The organism is Nocardioides sp. AN3, assembly GCF_054653495.1.
In genome coordinates, this window is sequence record NZ_BAAIGC010000003.1 from 117685 (window position 1) to 142944 (window position 25260).

The following is a 25260-nucleotide window of genomic DNA, read 5'->3' on the forward strand; positions in this document are numbered from 1 at the left end:
TGTGTGGGACCGGTTTCGTCATGTTTCGGATCCGGTGACGACTCCCTCACGGGCTCACGGGCCGACTCACGGGGCTGCCGTGCCCACCAAGGGCGAGCCCAGCAGCGCGGCCACCGCCGACGCGCACCCGCCGCAGCCGGTGGTCGCCCGGGTGGTCTCCCGGACCTCGGCCATGCTCGAGCAGGCGCGGATCTTGCCGGCCGCGACACCGGCGCAGGCGCACACCTCGGCGTCGTCGGGGAGCGCGACCGGGGTGGCTGACGCGCGGCGCGGCGGCATGAGGAGGGCGCCGGGCTCGCGGGGGCCGAGCACGGTGCCCCGGTCGAAGAGCTGGGTGATGACCCCGACCTGCGACAGGTCCCCGACCAGGGTCGCGCCGACGATGGCGCCGCCACGGACGACCAGCCGCTTGTGCGTGCCGGTGATCGGGTTCGACACCTGCACGATCTCAGAGGCGTCGGGCTGCGCGGACCCGTGCTCGGCCCCGTGCCCGGACTCATGCTCAGCGTCACCGAGCACGGCCACATCGAGGTCGGTCGCGCGCAGCCGCGCGACGGTGCGGTGACCGTCGTAGGTCCGCTCGCCTCCGGCGAGACGCTCGGCCAGGACGGCGGCCTGCTCCCAGGCGTGGCTCACGAAGCCGGGCGTCCGACCGCCGTGCTCGGCGCAGTCGCCGAGGGCGAAGACGGCCGGGTCGCTGGTGGCGAGCGTGTCGTCGACGACGATGCCGCGACGCGTGGTGAGGCCCGCGCGGCGGGCGAGGTTGGCGCTGGGCCGCCCGCCGGCCGTGAGGACCACGAGGTCGGTGTCCAACGTGACGCCGTTGTCGAGCCGGACCCCCTCCTCCGTCATCCGCACGACACGGGCGCCGGTGTAGACCCGCGTGCCCAGCCGCTCGAGCGACCTCCTCAGCACCTCGCCCGCGGCCTCGTCGACCTGGCTGCGCAGCAGGTGGCCGCCGCCCTCGACGATCTCGGTGTCGATGCCGCGAACAGACAGCGCTCGCGCCACCTGCAGGCCGAGAAGGCCGCCGCCGACGACCACGGCGCGCCGGGCGCCGTCCTCGACCGCGGCGAGCAGTCCCGTGCAGTCGTCGAGATGGCGGAAGGCGTGCACCTTCTCGTGCAGCCGCCCGTCCATCCGCACCAGGCCCCGGACCGGCGGCAGGGTCGGGTTGCTGCCGGTGGCGAGCACCAGCCGGTCGTAGGGCACCTCGCTGCGGTCGGCGAGCTCGACGACTCGACGGTGAGGGTGGACGTCGACGACGCGTACGCCGAGCCGGAGGTCGACGCCGTGGTCGGCGTACCACGGGAGGGGTCGCAGCGTGATCGCGTCCACGCGATGGCTGCCCTCGAGGACCGCGGAGAGCAGGATGCGGTTGTACGGCGCGTGCGCCTCGTCCCCGAGCACGGTGATGCCGTCGACGCCCCGCGCCACGAGCTCCTCGGTGAGGCGGACCGCCGCCATGCCGTTCCCGACCACGACCGTTGCCGAGTCTCGGGTTCTTGCCCCCCGAACCCCGGGTTCCTGCCGACTCATCGCACCGCACCTGCCTCGACCGCGCGCACGAACCCGGGGTTCGGGGGGCAAGAACCCGAGACTCGGCACGCACACACCTTGAACTCCGGCATCCGGCTCGCGGGATCCAGCGCATCGGAGGTGAGCCGGTTGGCGCCGACCCAGTGGAACGGCACGAAGACCGTGTCCGGCCGGATCGTCTCGACGACCCGCGCCGGTGCGGTCATCGACCCGCGGCGCGTGGTGACCGTGACCGGCTCGCCGTCGTGCGCACCGAGGCGTACGGCGAGCAGCGGGTGCATCTCGACGAACGGCCCCGTGTCCGGCAGGTCGCGGATCCGCCGGGTCTGGGCGCCGGACTGATACTGCGCGAGGACTCGTCCCGTCGTCAGGTGCACATCGAAGTCGCCGTCGAGCGGCTCGGCGGGCCCGTCATAGGAGACCGGGACGAACCGAGCCCGTCCGTCCGGCGTCGCGAACGAGTCGGTGAACATCCGCGGCGTGCCCGGGTGCTCGACTCCGTCCGAGACAGAGGGGCACGGCCAGAAGACGCCATGCTCGTCGCGGATCCGGGCATAGGTGATGCCGCTGTAGTCGGCGCGGCCGCCTGCGGAGGCGGCACCCAGCTCGGCGAAGACCTCCTCGGCGTCCGTCGACCAGGTCGAGGGCGCACCGAGCCGCTCGGCCAGCCCCGCGATGACCTCGAGGTCCGAGCGGACACCGGGCGGCGGCGTGACCGCCCGCTGGCGCAGGATGACCCGCCCCTCGAGGTTGGTCAGCGTGCCGGTGTCCTCGGCCCATTGGGTCACCGGCAGCACGACGTCGGCCAGGGCCGCGGTCTCGCTCATGACGAGGTCGCACACGACGAGCAGATCGAGCGCCTCGAGCCGTTCGGCGACCGCGACGGCGTTGGGCGCGGAGACGACGGGGTTGGAGCCCAGGACGAGCAGGCTCCGCGGGCCGCCGGGGGTGCCGAGGGAGGAGAGCAGCTCGTAGGCCGACAGCCCCTTCCCCGGCAGGGCGGCGGCGTCGATGCCCCACACGCCGGCGACATGGGCCCGGGCGGCAGGGTCGTCGATCATCCGATAGCCGGGCAGCTGGTCGGCCTTCTGACCGTGTTCGCGGCCCCCCTGACCGTTGCCTTGACCGGTGAGGCAGCCGTAGCCGGCGTACGGGCGACCGGGCAGGCCCAGGGCGAGCGCCAGGTTGATCCAGGCGAGCACCGTCGCGGTGCCGTCCGCGTGCTGCTCGGCACCGCGAGCGGTCAGCACCATCACGCGGCGGCTCGACATCAGCAGCGACGCGAGCCCCCGCACCTCGCCGGCCGGGACGCCGGTGACGCGTTCCACCCTCTCCGGCCACCACGCAGCCGCGCCGACGCGGACCGCCTCGAAGCCACTGGTCCGCGCGGCCACGTAGTCCTCGTCGACCCCACCGGCGGCGTCGACCAGGTGCAGGAGCCCCAGCGCGAGCGCGAGGTCGGTGCCCGGGACGGGCTGGACGACGACGTCGGCGCGGTCGGCGGTCGGCGTACGGCGTGGGTCGACGACCACCACCTGACCGCCCCGCTCCCGCAGCCGGTCGAGGTGACGGGCAGCCGGCGGCATCGTCTCGGCGAGGTTGGAGCCGACCAGCACCAGCACGTCGGTCTGCTCGATGTCCGCGAGCGGGAACGGCAGCCCGCGGTCGAGACCGAGCGCCTGGTTGCCTGCGGTCGCCGCGGACGACATGCACCAGCGTCCGTTGTAGTCGATCATCGCCGTTCCCAGCGCGACCCGGGCGAGCTTGCCGAGCTGGTAGGCCGCCTCGTTGGTCAGCCCCCCGCCGCCGAAGACCGCGTTGGCGTCGGCGCCGTGCGACGACCGGATCTCGGCGAGGCGCGAGGCCACCAGATCCAGCGCCTCGCCCCAGGTCGCGGTCGCCCACTCGCCGGTCAGCCGGTCGCGGACGAGGGGGCTGGTCAGGCGTTCGCGGGAGCCGCGCAGCCCCCCGGCGGTCCAGCCCTTGCGACACAGCGCGCCCTCGTCGACCGGGCTGTGCGCGTTGTGCTGGGACCGCGGCTGCACCTCCAGCCCGGGGCCCTTCCGCAGAAGGGTCATCCCGCACTGGAGGCTGCAGTAGGGGCAGTGCGTGTCAGTCATGGGTGTCCTTGCATGAGACCTGCGTCAGATCCCGGCGTACCGGGACCCCGAGCGGCGAGCGAAGACGAACCAGGTGACCGCCAGGCAGATCACATAGAAGGCCGTGAAGATGACCATCGCGCTCTTGGTCGAGGCGAGCGGGTCGGTGACCCACGGGCTGTTGAACGTGATCGGGATGAGGAACCCGCCGATGGCCCCGATGGCGCCGACGATGCCGACGGCCGCCGAGGACCTCTTGCCGCCCTCGACGACGGCCAGCTCGCGCTCCGGGCTGCCCTCGGCCGTGTCGGCGAACGCGTCACGGCGGAAGATCGCCGGGATCATCTTGTAGGTCGACCCGTTGCCGATGCCGCTGAAGAGGAAGATCACCATGAACATCGCGAGGAAGAGCCCGAACTTGTCCGAGTTGGCGTTGACGGCGTCGACGATGGCCGGCGGGAAGTGGAACGCCGCAGGGTCGGCCTTGATCGCCGCGAGCTTGTCGGGGGTGGGCGGCGGCGGGAGCTGGGTGAGCTGGCCGAGTGTGACGAGGACGCCGAGCGTGCCCAGGATCATGCCGGCGAAGGAGACCATCGTGATGCGGGTGCCGCCGAACCGGTCGGCCAGCCACCCGCCGAGCGGGCGTGCGGCGGACCCGACGAGCGCACCGAGGAAGGCGTAGAAGGCGAAGTTGATGCCGATGCCGTGGACCTGGGGGATCGGCTGGCGCCAGAAGTTGAGCTTGATCAGCAGCGGCATGGCGGCCGAGAAGCCGATGAACGAGCCGAAGGTGCCGATGTAGAGCAGCGACATCACCTGCACGTGACGGTGCGTGATGACCGAGAGCTGCTCCCTCGGGTGGGACTCGATGCCGGCGAGGTTGTCCATGAAGAAGTACGCCGCGAGCGTCGCGACCACGGCGAGGCCGGCGTAGACCCACGCCGCCCGCTCGAGGTGGATGCCGCCGGAGCTCGCCTTCACGAGCCCGAAGATGCCGGCGCCGCCGACGATGACGGGCAGGAGGAACTGGATCAGCGCGACGCCGAGGTTGCCGCCGGCCGCGTTCAGCCCGAGTGCGGCACCCTTCTTCGCGGTGGGGAAGAAGAAGTTGATGTTCGCCATCGAGGAGGCGAAGTTGCCGCCGCCGAAGCCCGCCGTCGCGGCGATGACGCAGAACATCCAGTACGGCGTGTCGGGACGGGTGACGGCGTAGGCGAAGCCGAGCGTCGGGATCAGCAGGAGTGCGGCCGAGGCGATCGTCCAGTTGCGGCCGCCGAACTTCGGCACCGCGAACGTGTAGGGGATCCGGAGCAGGGAGCCCACCAGGTTGGGAATCGCGACGAGGAAGAACAGCTGCTGGGGGGTGAACTCGAATCCCTGCGCCAGGAGGAACGCCGAGCTGACGCTCCAGATCAGCCAGACCGAGAAGCCGAGGTGCTCGGCGAAGATCGACCAGGCGAGGTTGCGGCGCGCCACGGCCTGACCCGTGGACTCCCAGAAGTCCGGGTCCTCGGGACGCCACTCGGCGATCCAGCGGCGCGTGCGGCGGGAGCCGGACTCCGGGCCAGCAGTGGCCCGGGTGCCCGCCTCAGTGGGGGTGCTCAGCGTCATGACAGCTCCTCGAAGGGATCGGTTGTCGGCGATCCTGGGCGCACGGCGTAACGCCTCCAGCAGAAGCGGGTCTCCGTTCCGTCAACTTCCCCTCACGGCCTCACGGGCGAGCGGTCGTGGAGCGGATCCATGCCGACGAGCATTGAATGTGGTGTGACCTGGGTAACGCATGGGGAGAGCCATGCCGTCCCGGATCCTCCGGAGCGGGTCTTTGTCTGGAAGGAGCAGACATGACCACCAACTACGGCACCGAGGTCCCCCGCGAAGCGCCGATCTCGCGTCCCCTCCCCGGAGCGTTCATCGCCGACCCGGCCCCTCTGGGCCTCGCGGCGTTCGCGCTCACCACCTTCCTCCTCAGCGTCGTCAACGCGGGGTGGATGAGCAGCACCAACGAGGGCTACGTGCTCGGACTCGCCCTCGCGTACGGCGGCCTCGGCCAGTTCGCGGCCGGCATGTGGGAGTTCGCCAAGGGCAACACCTTCGGCGGCGTCGCCTTCTCGTCGTACGGCGCGTTCTGGATCTCCTTCTGGTGGCTCGTCGAGCACGACGCCGCCCACCTGGGGAACCCCGACAAGGCGATCGGCTGGTACCTCTTCGCGTGGGGCATCTTCACGCTCTACATGGCGGTCGCCGCGACTCGCGTCAGCCTCGCGGTCCTCGCCGTCTTCGTCCTGCTGACCCTGACCTTCTTCGTCCTCGCGTGGGGCAACTGGGCGACGTCGACGGGCATCACCCACCTCGGCGGCTACCTCGGCCTGCTGACGGCGATCGCGGCCTGGTACACCTCGTTCGCGGCGGTCACCGCCTTCACCTTCAAACGGCAGCTGCTGCCCGTCTGGCCGCGGACCTGACCCCTTTACGGGACCCGCAACCTGCTGCCAACCTGCCTACGTCACGCTGGGCCGCACCGGCCCCGCGTGACGTGGGCCCTGCTCGTCGACTCCGTACGGGAAGTGATCGATCGTGACTGAAGAGACCTTGTCGAACCTGCTGCACGAGAACCGGCGGTTCGAGCCGCCGGCCGAGCTGGCCGGGTCGGCCAACGTGACGGCGTCGGCGTACGACGAGGCGGCCGCCGACCGGGAGGGCTTCTGGGCTGCTGCCGCGGAGCGGCTCTCGTGGGCGAAGAAGTGGGACCGGGTCCTCGACTGGGACAACCCGCCGTTCGCGAAGTGGTTCGTCGGCGGCGAGCTCAACGTCGCCTACAACTGCGTGGACCGCCACGTCGAGGCCGGCCACGGGGACCGGGTCGCGATCCACTGGGTCGGTGAGCCGGTCGGGGACAAGCGCGACATCACCTACGCCGAGCTCCAGGCCGAGGTCTCCAAGACCGCCAACGCCCTGACCTCGCTCGGGATCGGGAAGGGCGACCCGGTCGCGATCTACATGCCGATGATCCCCGAGGCCGTCTTCACGATGCTGGCCTGCACCCGCATCGGCGCGCCCCACACCGTGGTGTTCGGGGGGTTCTCCGCCGAGGCGCTCGGCTCGCGGATCGAGGACTTCAAGGCCAAGGTCGTCGTCACCTCCGACGGCGGCTACCGCAGAGGCGCTGCGTCGCCGCTGAAGCCGGCGGTCGATGAGGCGCGCGGGATCGCATCACGTGCGGGTCACGAGGTGGAGAAGGTGCTGGTCGTGCGTCGTACCGGCCAGGACGTCTCCTGGGACGGCTCCGTGGATGTGTGGTGGCACGACGTCGTGGACTCCGCCTCCTCCGAGCACACCCCGGAAGCGTTCGACTCCGAGCACCCGTTGTTCGTGATGTACACCTCCGGCACCACCGGCAAGCCCAAGGGCATCCTGCACACCACCGGCGGCTACCTGACGCAAGCGGCGTTCACCCACTGGGAGGTCTTCGACCTCAAGCCCGACTCGGATGTCTACTGGTGCACCGCCGACATCGGCTGGATCACCGGGCACTCCTACATCGTCTACGGGCCGCTCGCGAACGGCGCCACGCAGGTGCTCTACGAGGGGACGCCCGACTTCCCCGAGCGCGGCCGCTGGTGGCAGATCATCGCGGACAACAAGGTGACGATCTTCTACACCGCCCCCACCGCGATCCGCTCCTTCATGAAGCAGGGCAGCGAGGTGCCCGACAAGCACGACATGTCCTCGCTGCGCATCCTCGGGTCGGTCGGTGAGCCGATCAACCCCGAGGCCTACGTCTGGTATCGCCACGTCATCGGCGGGGACCGCACCCCGGTCGTGGACACCTGGTGGCAGACCGAGACCGGCGCGATCATGATCTCCCCGCTGCCCGGGGTGACCGCCGGCAAGCCCGGCTCGGCGATGACCGCCCTGCCCGGCGTGACCGCGGAGGTCGTCAACGACGAGGGGCACCCCGTGCCCAACGGCTCGGGGGGCTACCTCGTGCTCACCTCGCCCTGGCCCTCGATGCTGCGCACCATCTGGGGCGACGACCAGCGCTACGTCGACACCTACTGGGCCCGGTTCCGCGAGCAGGGCTTCTACTTCGCCGGTGACGGCGCGAAGAAGGACGAGGACGGCGACCTGTGGGTGCTGGGCCGGGTCGACGACGTCATGAACGTCTCGGGCCACCGGCTCTCCACCACCGAGATCGAGTCCGCTCTGGTCTCCCACCCCAAGGTCGCCGAGGCCGCCGTCGTGGGCGCCACCGACCCCGACACCGGCCAGGCCGTGGTCGCGTTCGTCATCCTGCGCGAGACCGCCACCGCCGGCGACGCCGACCTGACCGGCATCGAGAAGGAGCTCTCCGACCACGTCCGCACCCAGATCGGCCCCATCGCCAAGCCCCGCCAGATCATGATCGTCCCCGAGCTCCCCAAGACCCGCTCGGGCAAGATCATGCGCCGGCTCCTGCGCGACGTCGCCGAGAAGCGCGAGGTCGGCGACACCACCACGCTGGCCGACTCCTCCATCATGGAGCTCATCTCCGCCGGCCAAGCCACCTCCACGGAGGACTGACCCCGCCCCCGCCGACTCGGCCTGCTGGTCGGCCACGTACTCGGGTACACCGAAGTCCCTCGCGGCCGCGGCCGACACGCGTGCGCGGTCTGGGCCGAGGCGACTTCGGTGTACCCGGGTACGAGACCCACGCGTGTGCGTAGCCGCCGCTGGTCGAGGAGCGAGCGCCAGCGAACCGCGGCCGGCTCAGTCAGGGCTGGTCGTACGCCGGACCCGCACGGTGCCCCTGGCCAGATCCACCCTCACCGGCCGGTCGTCATCGCCCGGCGACGGGATGACCTCACCCTGGTGCTCACGCGAGTCCAGGTCTCGGTCAGCCCTCGCCCGAGCCGGATCGAACACGTCGATGAAGTTGCCGAGTGCGCCGGCAGTCGCCGACGAGCGGCCGTCGTGATGGCGCAGCATCGAGGTGCCCGCCAGGACGACGAGGCCGAGCATCAGCACGCCGGCGAGCGCGAAGACGACGAGGGTCACCCGCCCAGTGTGCACCCCCGCCGAGGATCGAGAATGGTGCGCGAGCACCGTTCGGCTGGCGCCTGGTGCTTGACCCGCGAAACCCGATGGCATCCACGCGTGCCGCATGCTCCGATGGACCGCATGACGGCACTCGTGCTTCCGACGACGGATCTCTATGAGAGCTGGGCAGCATGTGTCGCCGAGTACGAGCCGGACCTCCTGCACGGCTCGGGCATGTGGAACCTGCCTGAGGGGCTGCGAGCCGACACCGACCGCGACACCTGCGAGGCGCTGGTGGCCCTGCTGCGCCGCCTGGGCCGCGAGACGGGCGGGGGACGAGTGCCGAGCGACTACTGGTGGATCACCCACGACCACGAGGTCGTCGGCTTCCTGGCGATCCGGCACCGCCTCAACGAGTGGCTGCTCGAGGAAGGCGGCCACATCGGCTACTCCGTGCGTCCGTCGCGGCGACGCCAGGGCCACGCCTCCCGTGCCCTCGGACTCGCCCTCCTTCGCGCCCGCGATCTCGGGCTCGACCGGGTGTTGGTCACCTGCGACGAGGACAACGTCGGCTCTGCCCGCACGATCGAGAGCCAGGGCGGCATCTTCGAGGATGCCCGGAAGGGGAAGCGGCGCTACTGGATCGCCCTCTGACCCGCCGACCCGACGCCGTACCGGCGTCAACACACGCCGACTCAGCGGGATGACGGCTGCTGCTGGGTGATGCAGTGGATCCCGCCGCCGCGGTCGAAGAGCGGCCGCGCGTCGACGCTGACGACGTCACGCCCGGGGTAGGCCTCGCGCAGGATCGCCATCGCCTCGGCGTCGTGAGGGTCGTCGAAGGCGCACGCGATGACGCCGCCGTTGACGACGAGGTGGTTGACGTAGGACCAGTCCACCCAGCCCTCCCCGTCTCGCAGCGTCGCCGGCGCCGGCAGGTCCACCACGTCGAAGCGCGCGGCGAGAAGCTCGTGGAGCGACCGCGACACCTCGTGGTCAGGGTGCGCGTCGTCCCGCTGCGAGTGCAGCAGCACCCGGCCAGGGGAGGTGAAGGTCGCGACGATGTCGACGTGGCCGCGGGTCCCGTAGCGCTCGTAGTCCCGGGTCAGCCCCCGCGGCAGCCAGAACACCTCGGTGGCGCCGATGGTGCGGGCCAGCTCCTCCTCGACCTGCGCGCGGGTCCAGTCCTCGTTGCGCCCCTGGCCGAGCTGCACCGTCTCGGTCACCAGCACGACACCGGTGCCGTCGACGTGGATGGCACCGCCCTCGTTGACCATCGACGACGCGATGCGCGGCACACCGGCCCGTTCGCACACCAGAGCGCCGATCCGGGAGTCGCGGTCCCACGTCGCCCAGTCGCACTGCCCCCAGCCGTTGAAGACCCAGTCGACGCCGGCCACAGACCCGTCGGGCTGGTGCACGAACGTCGGCCCGATGTCGCGCATCCAGGCGTCGTCGAGCGGAGCCTCGATGACCTCGACCTCCGAGGCCAGCAGGGCACGCGCCGCCGCCACCTCGGCCGGGTCGACCACGATCGTCACCGGCTCGAAGGCGGCACACGCGTTGGCCACGGCGGCCCAGGTCGCGCGTGCCTCCTCTGCCTCCTGCGCCGTCTCGCCCAGGGAGTAGCCCGGCGCCGGGAACGCCATCCAGATGCGGTCCTGCGGGGACCACTCTGCCGGCATCAGCGGGCCAGGGACGGGGGTCATGTCAGGACTCTACGGAACGCTCTACGGAAGAATGGGCAAGGTGTTCGATGTCGTCGAGGCCACCATCCCGCAGCTGCGCCGCGCCCTCGAGAGCGGCGAGGTCACCAGCGTCGCGCTGGTCGAGGCCTACCGGGCCCGCATCGCGGCGTACGACGCCTCGGGGCCGCACCTCAACGCACTCGTCGTCCCCCACCCGGCAGCGCTCGACGAGGCGCGGGCCTCCGACGACCGCCGGGCCCGCGGCGAGACGCTCGGTCCGCTCGACGGCATCCCCTACACGGCCAAGGACTCCTATCTCGTGAAGGGCCTGACCGCGGCGGCCGGAAGTCCCGCCTTCGATCACCTGGTCGCGCAGCGCGACGCCTTCACCATCGAGCGGCTTCGCGCCGCCGGGGCGATCTGCCTCGGCCTCACCAACATGCCGCCGATGGCGAACGGAGGCATGCAGCGGGGTGTCTACGGCCGCGCGGAGAGCCCGTACAACGCCGACTTCCTGACCGCACCCTTCGGCTCGGGGTCGTCCAACGGGTCGGGGACAGCGACGGCCGCCAGCTTCGCCGCGTTCGGCCTCGGGGAGGAGACCTGGTCCAGCGGCCGGGGACCGGCGTCCAACAACGCGCTGTGCGCCTACACCCCCTCGTGGGGTGTCATCTCGGTGCGCGGCAACTGGCCGCTCGTGCCCACGATGGACGTCGTCGTGCCCCACACCCGGACGATGGTCGACCTGCTCGAGGTCCTGGACGTCGTGGTCGCCGACGACACCGAGACCCGAGGCGACTTCTGGCGGGCGCAGCCCTGGCTGGAGATCCCCCGGTCGAGCGAGATCCGCCCGCCGTCGTACGTCGCCCTCGCCGACCAGGCCGACCTCGCCGGCGTCCGACTGGGGATCCCGCGGATGTATGTCAACGCCGACCCCGACGCCGGCACAGCCGAGGATCCGGGGATCGGCGGCCCGACGGGTCAGCGGATCGAGACGAGGGCCTCCGTCATCGCGCTCTGGGAGGCCCTGCGCGCCGACCTGGAGGCCGCGGGGGCGACGGTGGTCGAGGTGGACTTCCCGGTCGTGACCAACTACGAGGGCGACCGCCCCGGCGCCCCCACGATCAAGACCCGGGGACTCGTGACCGAGGAGTTCCTGCACCGCGAGATCGCCGACCTCTCCGCGTGGGCGTGGGACGACTTCCTCGCCGCGAACGGTGACCCGGCACTCGACTCCCTGACCCAGGTCGACGGAGCGACGATCTTCCCGCACCCGGAGGGGGCCCTCCCGGACCGCTACACGGGCTTCGACGACGACATCGCGACCTATCCCGACCAGGTCCGCGCCCACTCCTACGCCTCCGTGACCGAGATCCCCGAGCTCGAGGAGGGCGTCCACGGCCTGGCCGAGACGCGCCGGCGCGACCTGGAGGAGTGGCTCGACGAGCTCGGACTCGACGCCGTCGTCTTCCCCGCCGTGGCCGACGTCGGCCCCGCCGACATGGACGTGAACCCGGCCTCCGCGGACCTCGGGTGGCGCAACGGCGTCTGGGTCGCCAACGGCAACCTGGTGATCCGTCACCTCGGCATCCCGACCGTCACCGTGCCGATGGGCACGATGTCCGACATCGGCATGCCGGTCGGCCTGACGATCGCCGGCCGGGCGTACGACGACACCGCGCTGCTCCGTCTCGGCACCGCGATCGAGGCGACCGGGACCCGTCGTACCGAGCCGCCCCGCACGCCGCGTCTGTAGCCTTGGCCCAGGAGTGCCGGGAAGTCTGGTCGGCGGCCACCCAGCCGACCCCGAAGGACGCCCATGACGGACCGCACCCGACGCACACGCCTCTTCGAGCGCGGCTCGTTCCTGGAGAGCTCCCGGGTCGCCGACATCCTGCGCGCCGAGACCACCGGCGGCCTGCTGCTCATCGCCGGCGCCGCGATCGCCATGGTCTGGGCCAACTCCACGTGGTCCGACGCCTACGTCCGGCTGCGGGACCACGCCATCGGCCCCGAGGCGCTGGACCTCCACCTCACCCTCGGCGCCTGGGCCGCCGACGGGCTCCTCGCGATCTTCTTCTTCGTCGCCGGGCTCGAGCTCAAGCGCGAGTTCGTCGCCGGGGACCTGCGTGACGCACGGCGGGCAGCGCTCCCGGTCGCGGCCGCGGTGGGCGGCATGGTCGTGCCCGCGGTCCTCTACGTCGCGGTGAACCTCGGCACCGACGGCATCGTTGGCTGGGCGATCCCCACCGCCACTGACATCGCGTTCGCGGTCGCGGTGCTCGCCGTCATCAGCACGCACCTGCCGAGCGGGCTGAGGACGTTCCTGCTGACGCTGGCCGTCGTCGACGACCTGCTCGCCATCACCGTCATCGCGCTCTTCTACACCGACCAGCTGCACCTGCCGTGGCTCCTCGCCGCGCTCGTCCCGATCGCCGCGTTCGGCACCCTCGTGCAGCGCCGGGTCGCCACGCCCTGGCTGCTGCTGCCCCTGGCGCTGATCGCGTGGGCGCTCGTGCACGCGAGCGGCATCCACCCGACCGTCGCCGGGGTGGCGTTGGCCTTCACCGTGCCGGTGCGGCGCCGCGACGGTGGGCCCGGGCGCGGGCTCGCCGAGCACCTCGAACATCTCATCCGACCGATCAGCGCCGGAATCGCCGTGCCCGTCTTCGCCTTCTTCGCCGCCGGCGTCCCCATCGGCGGCTGGGACGGCCTCTCACGCGCGCTCACGGACCCGGTGGCGCTCGGCGTCATCGCGGGACTGGTCGTCGGCAAGTGCATCGGCATCGCCGGCTCGACCTGGCTGCTGGCCACCTTCACCCGCGCCGAGCTGGACGCCGAGCTGGCGTGGGTGGACGTGATCGGCATGGCGCTCTTGGGCGGGATCGGGTTCACGGTGTCCCTCCTCATCGGTGAGCTGGCCTTCGGTGCGACGTCGACGACCACCGAGCACGTCAAGGTCGCGGTCCTCGTCGGGTCGCTCGTGGCCGCCGCCCTCGCGACGGGGGTGCTGCGGGCGCGCAACCGCGTCTACCGCCGGCTGGTCGCCGCCGAGGAAGTCGACAGCGACTCGGACGGGGTACCAGACGTCTTCGGCCGCCGGGATCGGTAGGGTCAGAGGCGGTCACGAGCGATCAGACCAGCCGATCAGACGAAGGGGAGAGCATGGCCCAGCACCAGGCCCAGCAGCAGCCGGCGGGCGAGGAGCCCACGATCGGCCGACTGGTCGCCGACGCGAGCCGTGACATCTCCACGCTCATCTCGAAGGAGATCGAGCTGGCCAAGTCCGAGCTGAAGGTCTCCTTCCAGGCCGGCGGGATCGGCATCGGCCTGTTCGCGGGCGCCGCGTTCATCGCCGTGCTCGCGATCATCATGCTGTCCTTCGCGTTCGTCTACCTGATCCACTGGAACGGCTCGGGGCCGGCGCTGCAGTGGTGCTACCTGATCGTCTTCGCGGCCTACCTGCTCATCACCGCGCTCCTGGTGTTCATCGGCATCAGGAAGGTCAAGCAGGTCAAGGCGCCCGAGCGGGCGATCAACCAGGGTCGCGAGATCCCCAAGGCCCTCAAGGGCCAGGCCTGACCCGTTGACGACGAACGACCCCCGAGCGAGCTCGGGGGTCGTTCGTCGTTGAGGAGAGCTGCGGAGGATCGGGGCGTTCCGAGTGCGTGCTCCGCAAGGCGGAGGCGCGAAGCCGACCTTGGAGCGAAGCGGGTCGGCGAACGCCGACAACGCAGCGGAGTGCGTGCTCGGGACGTTCCGATCAGCGGGCGCGGCGGGCCATGCGTTCAACGTCCATGATGACCACCGACCGCGGCTCGAGCCGCAGCCAGCCGCGGGAGGCGAAGTCGGCGAGCGCCTTGTTGACCGTCTCGCGGGAGGCGCCGACGAGCTGGGCGAGCTCCTCCTGCGTGAGGTCGTGGTGCACGTGGACGCCGTCGTCGGCGGTCCGGCCGAACCGGTCGGCCAGGTCGAGCAGCGCCTTGGCGACCCGGCCGGGGACGTCGGAGAAGACGAGGTCGGCGACGACGTCGTTGGCCTTGCGGAGCCGACCGGCGAGCTGGGCGAGCAGTCCGCGCGCGACCACCGGACGACCTTCGAGCCAGCGGAGCAGGTCCTCGTGCGACAGCGAGGCGAACGTCGCGTCGGTCACGGCGGTGACCGTCGCGGAGCGCGGGCCGGGGTCGAAGAGGGAGAGCTCGCCGAACATCTGGCCGGGGCCCATGATCGCCAGCAGGTTCTCGCGTCCGTCGGAGGAGGTCCGGCCGAGCTTGACCTTGCCCTCGAGCACGACGTACAGCTTGTCGCCCGTGTCGCCCTCGTGGAACAGCACGTCCCCGCGGCGCAGCTTGGTCTCTGCCATCGACGCGTGGAGGGCCGCCATCGCCTCGTCGTCGAGCGCGCTGAACAGCGGCGCCTGACGGAGTACGTCGTTGTCCACCACAACCTCCTGAAGCTCCTCCGACCCCACCCACGGCAAGGCTCGTCACGCGAATCCTATCCAGTGGCCCGCTCGACAGCGCGGACGCCTGCCCCTCGGGACTGCACGCGCGGCGCCGGGCGAGGCTGAGGTTGTCGGTGCGGGCCCGTACCCTTGCCCCGTGCCGGGCACCGCGACGACCTCCCCCAGCGCCGATGAGACACCGACGGCGCTCGTGCGCCGCGCCCGCAAGATCGACCGGATCCTGGCCCTCACCTACCCGGACGCCAAGGCCGAGCTCGACTTCGACAACCCCTTCGAGTGCCTCGTCGTCACGGTCCTGTCGGCCCAGACCACCGACAAGCGGGTCAACGCCGTGCGACCGACGCTGTTCGCCGCCTACCCCGACGCCAAGGCGATGGCCGGCGCGGACCGGGCGACGCTGGAGGCGATCGTCGGACCCCTCGGCTTCTTCCGCGCGAAGACCGACTCTCTGCTCAAGCTGAGCGCAGCCCTCGTCGAGGAGTACGACGGCCAGGTGCCAGCCTCCCTCGAGGCGCTCGTCAAGCTGCCCGGTGTCGGTCGCAAGACCGCCAACGTGGTCCTCGGCAACGCCTTCGGCATGCCCGGCATCACGGTCGACACGCACTTCGGCCGGCTTGCCCGGCGGCTCGGGTTCACCACCGAGACCGACCCGGTCAAGGTCGAGCACGCCGTGGGCGCGCTCTTCCCCAAGCGCGACTGGACGATGCTGAGCCACCACCTGATCTGGCACGGGCGGCGGATCTGCCACGCCAAGAAGCCCGCGTGTGGGGCCTGTCCGGTGGCCAAGCTCTGCCCGGCGTACGGCGCAGGTCCGACCGACCCCATCGCCGCGGCGGCCCTGGTGCGCACCGAGGGCCCGAACTGATGCGCCGCCCGGTCACGGGCGGCGCGCTCGCCCTCCTCATGTTCGCGGTGCTCGGTGCGATGGCCGGCTGCACCGGCACGCCCACGGTCAGCCCGCCGAGCGAGTCCAACGTGAAGGTGGACACCCCGGCCTACCGGGTCCTCAAGACGAGGGCCGGCATCGAGGACTGCCCGGCGCCGCAGACCACCGATGGGGGGCTCCCGTCGAAGTCGCTCCCCTGCCTGGGCGGCGGCAAGCGGGTCGACCTGTCCACCCTGAAGGGTCCGCTTGTGCTCAACTTCTGGTTCGGGGCCTGTGGCCCCTGCCAGAAGGAGATGCCTGCGCTTGCCGCCTTCTACAAGCAATACGGCGACCGCGTGCCCGTGCTCGGCATCGACTCCGCCGACACCCAGCCCGGCTACGCGCTCGAGCAGGCCAGGAGGTTCGGCGTGACCTATCCGCTCGTCGCCGACCCGGGCGACGACCTGCACGGCACCGACCTCACGGTCCGGGGCTATCCGACGTTCTTCTTCCTCTCCGCCGACGGCACGCTCAGCAAGCCTGTGGCCGGGGGTCTCAGCTCCGTGGCCGAGGTCAAGGCGCTCGTCGAGAAGCAGCTGGGGATCCACCTGTGACACGGCCCCCCTGGCTCGACCCGGTGGCGGCCGCACTCGACGAGATCACCTGGCAGGACCTGACCGCCTTCGGTGTGCCGGAGGGGGCGACGGTGCGGCGCTCCGCCGTGCTCATGCTCTTCGGCGAGAGCAGCACGGGGCCCGACCTGCTGCTCACCGAGCGGGCTCACACGATGCGGTCGCACCCCGGCCAGGTCTCCTTCCCCGGCGGGGCGGTCGACCCCGGGGAGACGGCCGTCGAGGCGGCCCTGCGCGAGGCCGAGGAGGAGACCGGCGTCCTGCCGTCCGGCGTCGACGTGCTCGGCCAGATGCCCGAGCTCTACCTGCCGCCGAGCAACAACGCCGTCACGCCGGTCGTCGGCTGGTGGGCGGAGCCTCACGAGGTCGAGCCGACCAGCGTCCACGAGGTGCACGCCGTCTACCGCGTGCCGATCAGCGAGCTGCAGGATCCGGCGCACCGCGTCACGGTCCGGTCTCCTCGGCACGGCTGGGTCACGCCTGGCTTCATGATCGGGCCCGACAAGGACGTCATCCTCTGGGGCTTCACCGCCGGCGTGGTGCTGCGCTTCCTGACGTTCGTGGGCTGGCTCGACGACATGCCGGACGCGCCCGAGATCGAGCTGCCGGCCTACATGCTGAGCGGGCGCGAGCGCGCAGTCGGCCGTGACGTGCAGGAATGGGCGGAGGACTAAAGGCGTGAACTGGATCGACTGGGTGCTGGTCGCCCTGGTCCTCGCCTATGCCCTCTCGGGCTACTGGCAGGGCTTCATCACCGGCGCCTTCGCGACCGGCGGCCTGCTTCTCGGCGGCCTCGTCGGCGTGTGGCTCGCCCCGAAGGCGCTCGGTGACGCCTCGCCCTCGGTCTGGGTCTCCCTGGGCGCGCTCTTCATCGTCATCCTGGCCGCCTCCTTGGGGCAGGGCATCCTGCAGTTCGCCGGTGCGAAGGTGCGCGACCGCATCCGCTGGCAGCCCGTGCGCTTCGTCGACGCGGTCGGTGGTGCCGCCCTGTCCGCCGCGGCCGTGCTCCTCGTGGCCTGGGCGCTGGGCGTCGCGGTCTCCGGCTCGCGCATCTCCGGGCTCTCCAACGCCGTGCGCGACTCGGCGGTGCTGGCGAAGGTCAACCGCGTCATGCCGGCCGGCGCCAGCGGTCTGCTCGACCACTTCAACACCGTCGTCGGCACGTCGTTCTTCCCCCGCTACCTCGAGCCGTTCGCGCCCGAGCGGATCGTCAGGGTCGGGGTCGGTCCCGAGCGGCTCCGCAAGGATCCCGACGTCATCCGTGCCGGCAGGAGCGTCTTCAAGATCCACGGGACCAACTCGTGCGGTCGCGGCGTCGAGGGCAGCGGGTTCCTCTACGCGCCCGGCTATCTCATGACCAACGCGCACGTGGTGGCCGGCATCACCCGACCGACCGTCGAAGTCGGCAACGACGACGTGACCGGCAAGGTCGTGCTCTTCGACCCCGGCGCCGACATCGCCGTCATCGAGCTCGACAGCGGCAGCGCCACGCCGCTGCAGTTCGACACGACCGCGAAGCCGCAGGAGGGCGTGGCGATCCTCGGCTATCCCCAGGACGGTCCGTTCGACCTCGAGCCCGGCCGGATCCGGTCCGAGCAGCGGCTGAGGTCACCCGACATCTACGGCAACGGCACCGTCATCCGCAGCGTCTTCTCGTTGCGCGGGCTGATCCGACCCGGCAACTCCGGCGGCCCCATCGTGGACTCCGACGGCCAGGTCGTCGGGGTCGTCTTCGCCGCCTCGGTCACCGACCGCGACACCGGCTACGCCCTCACCGCCGAGCAGGTGCACGCCCTGGCGACCGCCGGCGTCGGTCGCACGTCCAGCGTGTCGACCGGCGGCTGCGCCTGACGCCGAGCGGACGCAGATGACCGCGCCCGGCACGCCGAGCGGGCGCAGATGACCACGCCCGGCACGCCGAGCGGGCGCAGATGACCACGCCAGCCAGTCATCTGCGCCCGTTCAGCGCGAGTCAGCCAGTCATCTGCGACCGTTCAGCGGGAGTCAGCCGGTCATCTGCGCCCGCTCGGCGGGAGTCAGCCGGTCATCTGCGCCCGCTCGGCGTCAGGACGTCCCGGAAAGATACGCCAGCTGGGCCCGGACGGAGAGCTCGGCGGCGCCCCAGAGGACGGGGTCGACGTCGGCGTACACAATCTCGACCACCGCCCGCGGATCCGCCGCGGACGGGGGCGCATCCAGGGTCTCCAGGGCGGACCGCATCTGCTCGAGGCGATCGCGCCGGTGCGCGATGTAGTAGTCGAGGACCGCCAGCGCGTCGGGGATGACGGGGCCGTGACCGGGCCAGATCGTGGAGAGCTCATGAGCCTCCGCAACGGCATGCAGGCGGTCGAGCGAGTCCAGGTACGCCCCGAGCTGACCATCCGGATGCGCGACGACCGTGGTCCCACGCCCCAGCACGGTGTCGCCGGTGAGCACCGCGCCGTCTCCGGGCAGGACGAAGCACAGCGAGTCCCCGGTGTGCCCGGGCGTGCCGACGACCCGGATCTCGAGCCCGTCGACCTCGACGACGTCGCCGTCGACGAGCCCTTCGGAGCCGAGGCGGTACGCCGGGTCGAGAGCCCGTACGCCGGCGCCGACCCGCTCCGCGAACTCGCGGGCCGCCTCGGAGTGGTCGTGGTGATGGTGCGTGAGGAGCACGACGGCGACGTCGCCGGCCGCCTCGGCGACCGCGTCGAGGTGCGCCACGTCTGAGGGGCCGGGGTCGATGACGACGGAGCGACGCGCTCCCGGCTCACGCAGCACCCACGTGTTGGTGCCGTCGAGCGTCATGATCCCGGGGTTCGGGGCGAGCACGCAGGCCCCCCGCTCACCGAACGACCCTCCCGCCCAGCGGGCCGGCTCGCTCACAGCGCATCCCCGAACAGGACGGTCGCCCACTGCGGCACGGTCATCGCCTCGCCCTCGACTCGCGGAGTGAACATCTCCACCCTCGCCTCACGCGCGACATCAATCACGTGCTGGACCGAGTCGAAGGTGCCGAGCCGCCGGATCGAGAGGTACGTCGGCGGCAGCATGCTCCACTCCCCTGACTCGACGCGAGCGAGCGCGGCGGCAGGGGAGGTCCAATGAACCGACGCCGACTCGGTCGACAGCTCGCGGGCCTCCTGCCCGGCGGGCATCCGAGCGACGAAGAACCACGTGCGATAGCGACGCGGCTCGAACTCCGGCGTCGTCCACGCGTCCCACAGCCCGAGGTCGTCGAGCCCGAGGACGACTCCCGTCTCCTCCTCGACCTCCCGCAGCGCTGCTCCCACGACCGCCGCGGCTTCGGCGGGCGATGCGCCCAGCCGATCGGGCCAGTCGGGCGGCAGGTCGGCCGCGTCCGTCGGCTCGACCCCGCCTCCGGGGAACGCGACCATGCCGCCGGCGAAGGCCATGCCTCGGTGGCGCACCATGACATAGACCTCGGGACCATCCGCACCGTCGCGCAGCAGCAGGACGGTCGCGGCGTCGCGCGGCTCGACGGGCACGCGCTCGCCGGCGGCGTACTCCCGCGCCGTCGCGAGCAGCCGGGAAGGAAGGGGGACGTGCCTCACAGCTCGACGATGATCTCCACCTCGACCGGCGCGTCCAGCGGCAGCACCGGTGCCGCGACGGCCGAGCGCGCATGCACGCCTGCGTCGCCGAACGCCTTGCCGAGCAGCTCGGAGGCGCCGTTGGCGACGCCCGGCTGACCGGTGAAGTCGGGCGTCGACGCCACGAAGGCGACGACCTTGACGACCCGCTTGACCAGCGACAGGTCGCCGATCTCGGCCTTCACCGCCGCGATCGCGTTGAGCGCGCACTGCTGGGCGCACTCGTAGGCCTCCTCGGCGGACACCTCGCCGCCGACCTTGCCGGTCGTGATGAGCTCACCACCGCGCATCGGCAGCTGACCCGAGGTGAAGACGTAGTTGCCGGTCCGCACAGCCGGGACGTAGACGGCGACGGGCGGGACGACGTCCGGGACGGTGAAGCCGAGCTCGGCCAGCGCCTCCTCGGGGGTCGCCATCACTCCACCGGCCGCTTGAAGTAGCCGACCAGGTTGCCGGAGCCGTTGTCGGTGATGGTCACGAGCTCCCAGCCGTCCTGTCCGAAGTTGTTGAGGATCTGCCCCGCGACGTGGTTGAGGATCGGGGCGACCTGGTACTCCCACTTGGTCATGGCTCGCACCCTACTGTGCCGGTCGATCGGTAGGGTCCGTCGCATGACCGAGCCCACAGCGCGGACAGTCGACACCGCGGAGACCGCGCGCCTCGCCGACTACGTCACCGTCTGGTGGGACGCCGCCGAACGCTTCGCGGACCTGGCGGGCTCGCTGGCCGACGCCGACTGGGGCAGGCCGACCGAGCTCCCCGGCTGGGACGTCAAGGCGGTCGTCTCCCACGTCGCCCACCTCGAGGGCGTGCTCGCAGGCGCGCCGCGCGAGCGGGCCGAGGTCGGCGAGGCCGAGCACATCCGAGGACCGATGGGGCAGTTCACCGAGGTCGGCGTCCTGACCCGTCGCGACACCGCAGCCGCGGCGATCGTGGAGGAGATCCGTCGCTACACGGCCGCGCGGCGCGAGACGCTGACGGCGAGCCCGCCGACCGACCCGGACGCCCCGGCGCCGGGTGTCTTCGGCGCGATCGGGTGGAGCACCGTCACGCTGCTGCGCAACCGGCCGCTCGACCTCTTTATGCACGAGCAGGACGTACGCCGAGCGGTCGGCCGGCCCGGGGGCCTCGACTCCCTCGCGGCGGACCACACGGTCGCCTATCTGCTGGAGAGTCTCGGCTACGTGTTGGTCAAGCGCGCCGGCGCAGCGCCCGGCACGACGCTGACCGTCATGGTCGAGGGCAGCGAGCCCGTCGCGTTCGGCGTCGCCGACGACGGTCGCGGACGTCGGCTCGACACCATCCCGGACGACCCGACCGTGACGCTGCGGATGGGCCGCGAGACCTTCATCCGGCTCGCGGGCGGCCGCGGAGGCACCGACCCCGACGGCGTCCCCAGCACCGTGGAGATCGATGGTGACCAGGAGCTCGGCCGACGCGTCGTCGCGGGCTTGGCGGTCACTCCGTAGCGGGCGGGGCAGCCGGCGCGCCAGTCGAGGGCGAGACCGGCCGACGCTTCTGTGGGTGGATCGTCTCGCCGCGCGCCAGCATCGCGACGTACTCCTCCACCCGGCGGGCGCGCGTCTCCTCGGTCTTGATCGCCGTCAGCCGGTGGTAGAGCGCGTAGCGGTTCTGCGAGGTCAGCACGTCGAACATCGCCTGCGCGTCCGGGTTGGCGGCCACGGCGGCCAGCAGGTCGGGAGGCGTCTGCGCGGTCGCTGAGCCGGCATACGCCGCCTCCCACCGACCGTCGGCCTTCGCGGCCTCGACCGCCGCCCAGCCGGCCGGCGTCATCCGCCCCTCGGCGGAGAGCCGCTCGACGTGGCCGATGTTGATGAGCGACCACCGGCTGCGTGAGGTGCGCGGCGTCCACCGCTGGAACATCGACTCGTCGTCGCGCCGGCGCGTCTGCCCGTCGATCCAGCCGAAGCACAAGGCCTCGTCGAGCGCCCCCGCGTAGTCGAGCGCGGTGACGTTGCCACCCTTCTTCGTGAGGACCAGCCACACCGCCGGCACGGTGTCGTGGTGCTCGGCCAGCCACGCACGCCAGGCCGCGGCATCGGCGAGCAGGAGCTCGATCCCGGACAGCGTCACGTCGATCCGCCCCCAGCCTCGGCCGGCGCCTCGGTGAACGCGCAGAACTCGTTGCCCTCGGGGTCGGCCATCACCGTCCAGGAGATCTCGTCGTCGGGCGCCCGCAGCACCGTGGCGCCGTCGCCGGTCAGCAGCTCGAGGTCCGCGACGTCGAGGTCCCAGTGGATCCGGTTCTTGACGGTCTTGGGCTCCGGCACCCGACCCGAACACGATCGCCTCGAACGGCGCGCCCGCGATCCCCACGACCGAGGACCACTCCCCCTCGTGCTCCACCCGGCCTCCCAGGACGTCCGCCCACCAGGTGGCGATCCGCTCCGGCTCGCGCGCGTCGACCACCACCTCGTAGAGCCGGTAGGACGGCACCTCCTCACGCTCGAACACGCAGAGCTCCCCGCCCTCGGGGTCCTTGACCACCTTCCATCGGAACGACTCCAGGTCGAAGGGCGTCGCGCCCAGCCCCACCACGTCCTCGACGGAGCCGGCGTGGACGTCGAGATGCACGCGCTGCTTGACGGTCACCGGCTCGGGGACACGGTTCACCCAGACGGCGTGGGCCGGTGTCGCGCCGTCGAGCCGCAGCTCGCCGCCGTCCAGTCGGGTCGGCTCCAGGCCGAGCACGGCGGCCCAGAACCCTCCGAGCACGCTCGGATCGACCGCGTCGATGCAGAGGTCCTTGAAGGAGGCGAGTGCCATGCGGTCCAACCTAGACGCAGGCGCCGACAGTCTGGCTAGAGTCGCTTCCATGTCCCCCGACTGGTCTCGTGTGCGGCTGCACGTGGTGACCGGCAAGGGCGGCACCGGCAAGTCCACCGTCGCCGCCGCCCTCGCGCTCGGGCTCGCCAGCCACGGCAAGAACGTCCTGCTCTGCGAGGTGGAGGGGCGCCAGGGCATCGCCCGCATGTTCGACGTCGACCCGCTCCCCTATGCCGAGACGCGCATCGCCACCGGCCTGGCCCTCGACGAGGTCCGCCCCGGCAGCGTCTACGCCCTCCACATCGACGCCGAGGCCGCCCTGCTCGAGTATCTGGCGATGTACTACAAGCTCGGCCGCGCCGGGAAGGCGCTCGACCGCTTCGGCGTCGTCGAGTTCGCGACCACCATCGCGCCCGGGCTGCGCGACGTCCTGCTCACCGGCAAGGTCTTCGAGGCGGTCCAGCGCAACAGCCGCAACAAGGGCGCCCGACAGTACGACGCCGTGGTGCTCGACGCGCCGCCGACCGGGCGGATCACCCAGTTCCTCAACGTGAGCGACCAGGTGGCCGGGCTGGCGAAGGTCGGGCCCATCAAGCACCAGGCGGACACCATGATGACGCTGTTCCGCTCCCCGCATACGGCGGTCCACCTGGTCACCCTGCTGGAGGAGATGCCCGTCCAGGAGACGGCCGACGGCATCGCCGATCTCGCACGCGCCCGCCTGCCCGTCGGCGCCGTGGTGGTCAACCATGTCCGAGCCCAGGACCTCGACCGCGGCGAGCTCGCCGCGGCCCGCGCCGGCGCCCTCGACCGGGTCGGTGTCGCCCGCGACCTCGCCCGCGCGGGCGTGGAGGCCTCCGACGAGCTGGTGGACGCGCTGGTCACGGAGGCGGGCGAGCACGCCGAGCGGCGCGCGCTCGAGGACGCCCAGCGCGCCGTCGTCGGCGCACTGCTCACCTCCGCGGGCCCCGTGCCGTCCTACGAGCTGCCCCGGCTGGTGAGCGGCGTGGACCTGGGCGGTCTCTACGAGCTGGCGGCGATCCTCAAGAAGGAGGGCCTGGCATGAGGCCGGTCCCCCGGGTCGGGCCGCTCGCGGCCGAGCCGTCGTCCGCACCGCCGCTCGACATCGACCGGCTCCTCGACGACCCCAGCACCGGGATCATCGTGTGCTGCGGGTCCGGCGGCGTCGGCAAGACCACGACAAGCGCCTCGCTGGCGCTGCGGGCGGCCGAGCGCGGCCGCAAAGTCGTCGTGCTCACCATCGACCCCGCGCGCCGGCTGGCGCAGAGCATGGGCATCGAGCAGCTCGACAACACGCCTCGGCCGGTCCGGCTCGAGGCGAGCGGCAGCCTCGACGCGATGATGCTCGACATGAAGCGCACGTTCGACGAGGTCGTGCTGGCCCAGGCGAGCCCGGAGAAGGCGCAGCAGATCCTGGAGAACCCCTTCTACATCGCCCTGTCGAGCTCGTTCGCCGGCACCCAGGAGTACATGGCCATGGAGAAGCTCGGTCAGCTGCACCGCGAACAGACCTACGACCTCATCGTCGTGGACACGCCGCCCAGTCGCAGCGCGCTGGACTTCCTCGACGCGCCGGACCGCCTCTCGAGCTTCCTCGACGGCCGCTTCATCCGTCTGATGCTCGCGCCGGCGCGCGGGCCGGCGAAGCTGATGAGCGCCGGGTTCGGCATCGTCACCCACACCCTGACCAAGGTCCTGGGCGGGCAGGTCCTCCAGGACCTGCAGACGTTCGTCGCCGCGCTCGACACCGTCTTCGGCGGGTTCCGCCAGCGGGCCCAGGAGACCTACGCCCTGCTGCAGGCCAGCGGCACCGCGTTCCTCGTCGTGGCGGCGCCCGAGCAGGACGCGCTGCGGGAGGCGGCGTACTTCGTCGAGCGCCTCAGTGGCGACGAGATGCCGCTGGCGGGACTCATCGTGAACCGTGCGACGACCGCACCGCCGGGCGACCTCTCGGCGGCGGGCGCTCTCGCCGCGGCCGAGCGGCTCCGCGGGTCCAGCGACGACGGGCTCACGGCCGGCCTACTGCGGCTGCACGCCGACCGCGTGCGGCTGGTCGAGCGTGAGCGTCAGCTGCGAGCGCGGTTCGCGGCGGCGCATCCGCGAGTGCCGACGGCCGTCGTACCGGCCCTGGCCGGCGACGTCCACGACCTGGACGGCCTGCGGACCGTCGGCCGCCTCCTGGCCGCCCCCTCGTAGAGGCGACCGCGGAGGCGAGGCGAGGCTCAGACCTCGACGCCTTCCTTGGTGCGCGCCGCCTCGAGCACGGTGCGCCAGGACGAGTTCGGCCGGCGACGCAGCAGCGCACGCCGCTCGCGCTCGGTCATACCGCCCCAGACGCCCCACTCGATCTGGTTGTCGAGCGCCTCAGCGAGGCACTCCGTTCGCACCGGGCATCCGGCGCAGACCTGCTTGGCCTTGTTCTGCTCGGCTCCTCGAACGAAGAGCTGGTCCGGCTCCTGTGCCCGGCAGGCGGCCTTCGGCGCCCAGTCCTCAACCCACATATGTGTCCCCAATGTCCCGAAATCGGCCCCGCGGTCCCCACGACGACGACA

At 71.7% G+C, this 25260-nt stretch carries 26 protein-coding genes and 1 pseudogene; 13 read left to right on the plus strand and 14 right to left on the minus strand.

The features are described from left to right. Window positions 1-66: 66 nt before the first annotated feature. From ACYQ1K_RS05020 to ACYQ1K_RS05030, 3 genes are read right to left on the minus strand one after another with little or no spacing between them, the layout of a single operon-like run. Window positions 67-1539: an FAD-dependent oxidoreductase gene (locus ACYQ1K_RS05020; RefSeq protein WP_459981715.1), complete on the minus strand. Its 1473-nt coding sequence runs from the start codon at window positions 1537-1539 to the stop codon at window positions 67-69. Next, window positions 1536-3659 (minus strand): molybdopterin oxidoreductase family protein, encoded by a 2124-nt coding sequence (locus tag ACYQ1K_RS05025; protein ID WP_459981716.1) that lies wholly within the window; start codon window positions 3657-3659, stop codon window positions 1536-1538. Before ACYQ1K_RS05025 ends, ACYQ1K_RS05020 begins: the two co-directional genes overlap by 4 nt. A 24-nt stretch (window positions 3660-3683) precedes the next feature. After that, window positions 3684-5249 carry an MFS transporter gene (locus tag ACYQ1K_RS05030; RefSeq protein ID WP_459981717.1) on the minus strand — a complete coding sequence of 522 codons (1566 nt, stop codon included), beginning with the start codon at window positions 5247-5249 and terminating at the stop codon, window positions 3684-3686. 230 nt (window positions 5250-5479) lie between these two features. On the opposite strand from ACYQ1K_RS05030, the gene ACYQ1K_RS05035 reads away from it, so the two are divergent. Further along, entirely contained in the window at window positions 5480-6100 is a 621-nt protein-coding gene (locus ACYQ1K_RS05035; RefSeq protein ID WP_459981718.1) for an acetate uptake transporter, read from the plus strand. A 112-nt stretch (window positions 6101-6212) separates the two neighbouring features. Beyond that, window positions 6213-8198 (plus strand): acetate--CoA ligase, encoded by a 1986-nt coding sequence (gene acs / locus ACYQ1K_RS05040; protein ID WP_459981719.1) that lies wholly within the window; start codon window positions 6213-6215, stop codon window positions 8196-8198. 186 nt (window positions 8199-8384) lie between these two features. Here the strand turns inward: acs and ACYQ1K_RS05045 are convergent, their stop codons facing one another. After that, window positions 8385-8672, minus strand: coding sequence for a hypothetical protein (locus tag ACYQ1K_RS05045; RefSeq protein ID WP_459981720.1), 288 nt, complete (start codon window positions 8670-8672; stop codon window positions 8385-8387). 123 nt (window positions 8673-8795) lie between these two features. Here ACYQ1K_RS05045 and ACYQ1K_RS05050 point away from each other — a divergent pair, with 123 nt between their 5' ends. After that, window positions 8796-9308, plus strand: coding sequence for a GNAT family N-acetyltransferase (locus tag ACYQ1K_RS05050; RefSeq protein WP_459981721.1), 513 nt, complete (start codon window positions 8796-8798; stop codon window positions 9306-9308). 41 nt (window positions 9309-9349) lie between these two features. Here ACYQ1K_RS05050 and ACYQ1K_RS05055 read toward each other — a convergent pair whose 3' ends face one another. Beyond that, complete coding sequence (locus tag ACYQ1K_RS05055) at window positions 9350-10363, minus strand: agmatine deiminase family protein (RefSeq protein WP_459981722.1); 1014 nt, start codon at window positions 10361-10363, stop codon at window positions 9350-9352. On the opposite strand from ACYQ1K_RS05055, the gene ACYQ1K_RS05060 reads away from it, so the two are divergent. From ACYQ1K_RS05060 to ACYQ1K_RS05070, 3 genes are all read left to right on the plus strand, one after another. Continuing rightward, window positions 10362-12098, plus strand: a complete 1737-nt coding sequence (locus ACYQ1K_RS05060; RefSeq protein WP_459981724.1) for an amidase — start codon at window positions 10362-10364, stop codon at window positions 12096-12098. The genes ACYQ1K_RS05055 and ACYQ1K_RS05060 overlap by 2 nt on opposite strands. Window positions 12099-12161: 63 nt before the next feature. After that, the gene (nhaA, locus tag ACYQ1K_RS05065; RefSeq protein WP_459981725.1) at window positions 12162-13454 is read left to right on the plus strand and encodes a Na+/H+ antiporter NhaA; all 1293 of its coding nucleotides are present in this window, start codon (window positions 12162-12164) and stop codon (window positions 13452-13454) included. 53 nt (window positions 13455-13507) lie between these two features. After that, window positions 13508-13924: a phage holin family protein gene (locus ACYQ1K_RS05070; protein WP_459981726.1), complete on the plus strand. Its 417-nt coding sequence runs from the start codon at window positions 13508-13510 to the stop codon at window positions 13922-13924. 181 nt (window positions 13925-14105) lie between these two features. On the opposite strand, the gene ACYQ1K_RS05075 is transcribed toward ACYQ1K_RS05070, so the two are convergent. Then, complete coding sequence (locus ACYQ1K_RS05075) at window positions 14106-14783, minus strand: Crp/Fnr family transcriptional regulator (RefSeq protein WP_425572780.1); 678 nt, start codon at window positions 14781-14783, stop codon at window positions 14106-14108. A 160-nt stretch (window positions 14784-14943) separates the two neighbouring features. On the opposite strand from ACYQ1K_RS05075, the gene nth reads away from it, so the two are divergent. The 4 genes from nth to ACYQ1K_RS05095 are packed head-to-tail and all read left to right on the plus strand — an operon-like array spanning window position 14944 to window position 18155. Beyond that, the gene (gene nth, locus ACYQ1K_RS05080) at window positions 14944-15672 is read left to right on the plus strand and encodes an endonuclease III (RefSeq protein ID WP_459981727.1); all 729 of its coding nucleotides are present in this window, start codon (window positions 14944-14946) and stop codon (window positions 15670-15672) included. Next, window positions 15672-16286, plus strand: a complete 615-nt coding sequence (locus ACYQ1K_RS05085) for a TlpA family protein disulfide reductase (RefSeq protein ID WP_459981728.1) — start codon at window positions 15672-15674, stop codon at window positions 16284-16286. Before nth ends, ACYQ1K_RS05085 begins: the two co-directional genes overlap by 1 nt. Continuing rightward, the gene (locus ACYQ1K_RS05090; protein ID WP_459981729.1) at window positions 16283-16978 is read left to right on the plus strand and encodes an NUDIX hydrolase; all 696 of its coding nucleotides are present in this window, start codon (window positions 16283-16285) and stop codon (window positions 16976-16978) included. The genes ACYQ1K_RS05085 and ACYQ1K_RS05090 overlap by 4 nt, the downstream gene beginning before the upstream one ends. A gap of 4 nt (window positions 16979-16982) precedes the next feature. Continuing rightward, complete coding sequence (locus ACYQ1K_RS05095) at window positions 16983-18155, plus strand: MarP family serine protease (protein ID WP_459981730.1); 1173 nt, start codon at window positions 16983-16985, stop codon at window positions 18153-18155. Window positions 18156-18368: 213 nt separating this feature from the next. On the opposite strand, the gene ACYQ1K_RS05100 is transcribed toward ACYQ1K_RS05095, so the two are convergent. From ACYQ1K_RS05100 to sp36, 4 genes are all read right to left on the minus strand, one after another. Continuing rightward, window positions 18369-19094 carry an MBL fold metallo-hydrolase gene (locus ACYQ1K_RS05100; RefSeq protein WP_459981908.1) on the minus strand — a complete coding sequence of 242 codons (726 nt, stop codon included), beginning with the start codon at window positions 19092-19094 and terminating at the stop codon, window positions 18369-18371. A gap of 74 nt (window positions 19095-19168) precedes the next feature. Next, window positions 19169-19861: an NUDIX hydrolase gene (locus ACYQ1K_RS05105; RefSeq protein ID WP_459981731.1), complete on the minus strand. Its 693-nt coding sequence runs from the start codon at window positions 19859-19861 to the stop codon at window positions 19169-19171. Then, window positions 19858-20316, minus strand: coding sequence for a RidA family protein (locus tag ACYQ1K_RS05110; RefSeq protein ID WP_459981732.1), 459 nt, complete (start codon window positions 20314-20316; stop codon window positions 19858-19860). The genes ACYQ1K_RS05105 and ACYQ1K_RS05110 overlap by 4 nt, the downstream gene beginning before the upstream one ends. Next, window positions 20316-20468, minus strand: a complete 153-nt coding sequence (gene sp36 / locus ACYQ1K_RS05115) for a Sp36 family protein (protein ID WP_139230050.1) — start codon at window positions 20466-20468, stop codon at window positions 20316-20318. The genes ACYQ1K_RS05110 and sp36 overlap by 1 nt, the downstream gene beginning before the upstream one ends. 43 nt (window positions 20469-20511) lie before the next feature. Here sp36 and ACYQ1K_RS05120 point away from each other — a divergent pair, with 43 nt between their 5' ends. Next, complete coding sequence (locus ACYQ1K_RS05120; protein ID WP_459981733.1) at window positions 20512-21369, plus strand: maleylpyruvate isomerase family mycothiol-dependent enzyme; 858 nt, start codon at window positions 20512-20514, stop codon at window positions 21367-21369. Here the strand turns inward: ACYQ1K_RS05120 and ACYQ1K_RS05125 are convergent. From ACYQ1K_RS05125 to ACYQ1K_RS05135, 3 genes and pseudogenes are all read right to left on the minus strand, one after another. Further along, a complete protein-coding gene (locus ACYQ1K_RS05125) occupies window positions 21359-21994 on the minus strand; it encodes a YdeI/OmpD-associated family protein (protein ID WP_488199514.1) in 636 nt (211 codons plus the stop codon). The two genes, ACYQ1K_RS05120 and ACYQ1K_RS05125, sit on opposite strands and share 11 nt — an antisense overlap. Continuing rightward, window positions 21991-22365, minus strand: coding sequence for a VOC family protein (locus ACYQ1K_RS05130; protein ID WP_459981910.1), 375 nt, complete (start codon window positions 22363-22365; stop codon window positions 21991-21993). Before ACYQ1K_RS05130 ends, ACYQ1K_RS05125 begins: the two co-directional genes overlap by 4 nt. 64 nt (window positions 22366-22429) lie before the next feature. After that, window positions 22430-22738: pseudogene (locus ACYQ1K_RS05135) on the minus strand (VOC family protein); the annotation flags it as partial. On the opposite strand from ACYQ1K_RS05135, the gene bagA reads away from it, so the two are divergent. After that, window positions 22737-23753 carry an ATPase BagA gene (bagA, locus tag ACYQ1K_RS05140; protein WP_459981735.1) on the plus strand — a complete coding sequence of 339 codons (1017 nt, stop codon included), beginning with the start codon at window positions 22737-22739 and terminating at the stop codon, window positions 23751-23753. The pseudogene ACYQ1K_RS05135 and the gene bagA sit on opposite strands and share 2 nt — an antisense overlap. Beyond that, window positions 23750-24904: an ArsA family ATPase gene (gene bagB, locus ACYQ1K_RS05145; RefSeq protein ID WP_459981736.1), complete on the plus strand. Its 1155-nt coding sequence runs from the start codon at window positions 23750-23752 to the stop codon at window positions 24902-24904. The genes bagA and bagB overlap by 4 nt, the downstream gene beginning before the upstream one ends. A gap of 26 nt (window positions 24905-24930) precedes the next feature. On the opposite strand, the gene ACYQ1K_RS05150 is transcribed toward bagB, so the two are convergent. Then, a complete protein-coding gene (locus ACYQ1K_RS05150) occupies window positions 24931-25209 on the minus strand; it encodes a WhiB family transcriptional regulator (RefSeq protein WP_459981737.1) in 279 nt (92 codons plus the stop codon). Window positions 25210-25260: the final 51 nt, after the last annotated feature.

Bases quoted from the DNA above. Each gene is read 5' to 3' on its own strand.
- ACYQ1K_RS05085 (WP_459981728.1), top strand. From the start codon at position 15,672: ATGCGCCGCCCGGTCACGGGCGGCGCGCTCGCCCTCCTCATGTTCGCG.
- ACYQ1K_RS05070 (WP_459981726.1), top strand. From the start codon at position 13,508: ATGGCCCAGCACCAGGCCCAGCAGCAGCCGGCGGGCGAGGAGCCCACG.
- ACYQ1K_RS05100 (WP_459981908.1), bottom strand. From the start codon at position 19,094: ATGACGCTCGACGGCACCAACACGTGGGTGCTGCGTGAGCCGGGAGCG.
- ACYQ1K_RS05110 (WP_459981732.1), bottom strand. From the start codon at position 20,316: ATGGCGACCCCCGAGGAGGCGCTGGCCGAGCTCGGCTTCACCGTCCCG.
- ACYQ1K_RS05035 (WP_459981718.1), top strand. From the start codon at position 5,480: ATGACCACCAACTACGGCACCGAGGTCCCCCGCGAAGCGCCGATCTCG.
- ACYQ1K_RS05055 (WP_459981722.1), bottom strand. From the start codon at position 10,363: ATGACCCCCGTCCCTGGCCCGCTGATGCCGGCAGAGTGGTCCCCGCAG.
- ACYQ1K_RS05020 (WP_459981715.1), bottom strand. From the start codon at position 1,539: ATGAGTCGGCAGGAACCCGGGGTTCGGGGGGCAAGAACCCGAGACTCG.
- nhaA (WP_459981725.1), top strand. From the start codon at position 12,162: ATGACGGACCGCACCCGACGCACACGCCTCTTCGAGCGCGGCTCGTTC.
- sp36 (WP_139230050.1), bottom strand. From the start codon at position 20,468: ATGACCAAGTGGGAGTACCAGGTCGCCCCGATCCTCAACCACGTCGCG.
- ACYQ1K_RS05060 (WP_459981724.1), top strand. From the start codon at position 10,362: ATGTCAGGACTCTACGGAACGCTCTACGGAAGAATGGGCAAGGTGTTC.
- ACYQ1K_RS05050 (WP_459981721.1), top strand. From the start codon at position 8,796: ATGACGGCACTCGTGCTTCCGACGACGGATCTCTATGAGAGCTGGGCA.
- bagB (WP_459981736.1), top strand. From the start codon at position 23,750: ATGAGGCCGGTCCCCCGGGTCGGGCCGCTCGCGGCCGAGCCGTCGTCC.
- ACYQ1K_RS05150 (WP_459981737.1), bottom strand. From the start codon at position 25,209: ATGTGGGTTGAGGACTGGGCGCCGAAGGCCGCCTGCCGGGCACAGGAG.
- ACYQ1K_RS05025 (WP_459981716.1), bottom strand. From the start codon at position 3,659: ATGACTGACACGCACTGCCCCTACTGCAGCCTCCAGTGCGGGATGACC.
- ACYQ1K_RS05120 (WP_459981733.1), top strand. From the start codon at position 20,512: ATGACCGAGCCCACAGCGCGGACAGTCGACACCGCGGAGACCGCGCGC.
- bagA (WP_459981735.1), top strand. From the start codon at position 22,737: ATGTCCCCCGACTGGTCTCGTGTGCGGCTGCACGTGGTGACCGGCAAG.
- ACYQ1K_RS05030 (WP_459981717.1), bottom strand. From the start codon at position 5,249: ATGACGCTGAGCACCCCCACTGAGGCGGGCACCCGGGCCACTGCTGGC.